Origin of the sequence: Kytococcus sp. HMSC28H12 (genome assembly GCF_001816045.1) — a bacterium.
GTDB lineage: Bacteria > Actinomycetota > Actinomycetes > Actinomycetales > Dermatophilaceae > Kytococcus > Kytococcus schroeteri.
Window position 1 is genome coordinate 1 of the sequence record NZ_KV824666.1, and the last position, 2,381, is coordinate 2,381.

Below are 2,381 nucleotides of genomic sequence, written 5' to 3' on the forward strand. Positions count from 1 at the left end.
CCACCATCGAGCGGGCGACCACCTGCGCCACCGGCAGCGGCTCGGGGGCGGTGGCGTCCAGCCGCTGCAGGGCTCCGAGCACCAGCGCGCGGTCCGTGGTGGGCCAGAAGGGCGGCAGGCTCCGCTGCAGGAAGCCGGCGTAGCGGGCGGTCATGATCCGCGGGTCGAGGAAGGCCACCACGCCCCGGTCGTCCGCGCGGCGCACCAGGCGGCCGGTGCCCTGCGCGAGCCGCAGTGCCGCGTGCGTGGCCGAGACGGCCATGAACCCGTTGCCGCCGTTGCGCGCGATGGCCTGCGAGCGGGCCGCGCTCAGCGGGTCGTCGGGCCGCGGGAAGGGGATGCGGTCGATGAGCACCAGCTGGCAGGCCGAGCCGGGCACGTCCACGCCCTGCCACAGCGAGAGGGTGCCGAACAGGCAGGTCCGCGCGTCACCGGCGAACTGCCGCACCAGCGTGGGCAGCTGGTCCTCGCCCTGGCAGAGCACGGGCACGTCGTCCCCGAGCCGGGTACGCATCTCCTCGGCGGCGGCGCGGGCGGCCCGCATCGAGGAGAAGAGCCCCAGGGTGCGCCCGCCGGCGGCCCGGACGAGGGCCTCCATCTCGTCGAGCTGCTCCGGGGCGGCGCCGTCGCGCCCGGGGGCGGGCAGGTGGGCGGCCACGTAGGCCATGGCCTGCCGGGGGTAGTCGAAGGGGCTGCCCACGTCGAGGCCGCGCCAGGCTGGGGCGCCCGAGCCCACCAGGCCGAGGCTGCCGGCCACCGCGTCGAAGGACCCGCCCAGCTCGAGGGTGGCGCTGGTCATGACCACGGTGCGCTCGGTGAAGACCTTCTCGCGCAGCAGCATCGCCACGCTCATGGGGGCCACGCGCAGCACGTTGCGGGGCTGGTTGGTGCGGTGGTCGGGAGCCACCCACACCACGTCGAGCTCGCGCTCCTCGAGCAGGCGCTGGGCCACGTCGCCCACCTCGTCCACGGCGGCCCGGGCGGTCTGCTGGGGCCCGTCGGCCTTCTCGCCCTTCTCCGGCTTGAGGTCGGTGGACACCCCCCGGGCGGCGTCGCGCAGCACCACGAGGGCGTCGGCGAGGGCGTCCGGCATGCCGCGCAGCGTGCCCTCCGGCAGCGGGGCGAGCGCCTGGGCGAGCGCCTCCTCGGCCTCCTCGAGACGGTCGACGTCCGCGTGCTTGGCGGCGCGCTTGGCCGCGATGGCCACGGAGCCGGGGGTCAGCTCGTCGGTGGCCACGCCGGTGACGCGGTCCACCAGCTCGTGCGCCTCGTCGACCACGAGCAGGTCGTGCTCGGGCAGCATCGCGCGCCCCTCGATGGCGTCGATGGCCAGGAAGGCGTGGTTGGTGACGATGACGTCCACGTCCTTGGCGGCCTCACGGGAGAGCTCCACGAAGCACTCGGCCGCCGCCGGGCAGCGCGAGGCGCCGAAGCACTCGCGGGCGCTCACCGAGACCTGCCGCCAGGCGCGGTTCGAGACGCCCGGCACGAGCTCGTCGCGGTCGCCGGACTCGGTCACCTCGGCCCAGTCCCGCAGGCGGACGACCTCCTCCCCCAGGGCGGAGCGCTCGGCGTCCACCTGCCCCATCGAGACCAGGGCGTCGGCGTCGTCGTCGGGGAAGCCGCCGAGCAGCTTGTGCTGGCACAGGTAGTTGTTGCGGCCCTTGACCAGCGCGTAGGTGATGGGCCGCCCCATCGCGGAGCGGAGGGCCTCGGCCACGCGGGGCAGGTCGCGGTCCACGATCTGGGCCTGCAGCGCCAGGGTGGCGGTGGCCACCACCACGGGCCGCCCGGTGGCCACGGCGTGCGCCACTGCGGGCACCAGGTAGGCCAGCGACTTGCCCGTGCCGGTACCGGCCTGCACCAGCAGGTGCTCTGTGCGCTGCACCGCCTCGGCCACGGCGCGGGCCATCTGCTCCTGCCCCTCGCGCGGGGAACCTCCCACGGCGGCAACGGCATCGGCCAGCAGGCCCGCCACGGCAGCAGGGTCGCTGGCGGGGGGCGAGGAGGGCGACGGCATGGGAGAACCCTAGAGCGTCACCCCCACCGACCGGCCGGCGCGTGGCCCCCGGCTGGGGACGGTCGGCGGCTCGCGCGAGCACCCTGTGTGCGGGCGCCCCGGTGGTAGCCTCGCCGCGCGAGATCCAGTGGGGAAAGCCGGTGCGAGTCCGGCACTGACCCGCAACCGTGAGGCCGCAGCGCCGCAGTCGGAACGCCCGGTGGACCTCGGCTCACACGCCCGCCGTGGTCTGCGGGGAGCCAGCCGCCGCCGCGAGCCCGCCCGGCCTCTGGACCCCGAGGCCAGGACCGAAAGACCGCCCGAGATGCGCCGCTCCCCCCTCCTGCTCGTCGCCGCCACCGGCATCGCGCTGACCGCTCCC

1 protein-coding gene and 1 riboswitch are annotated in these 2,381 nt (G+C 76.0%); the gene reads right to left on the bottom strand.

The window, feature by feature from the left end; all coding sequences use genetic code 11:
* Positions 1-2,020 (bottom strand): ATP-dependent DNA helicase (locus HMPREF3099_RS10730; RefSeq protein ID WP_070705999.1); only part of this gene is annotated, 2,020 nt, incomplete at its 3' end.
* A gap of 130 nt (positions 2,021-2,150) precedes the next feature.
* A riboswitch (cobalamin riboswitch) is annotated at positions 2,151-2,218 on the top strand.
* Positions 2,219-2,381 lie beyond the last annotated feature (163 nt).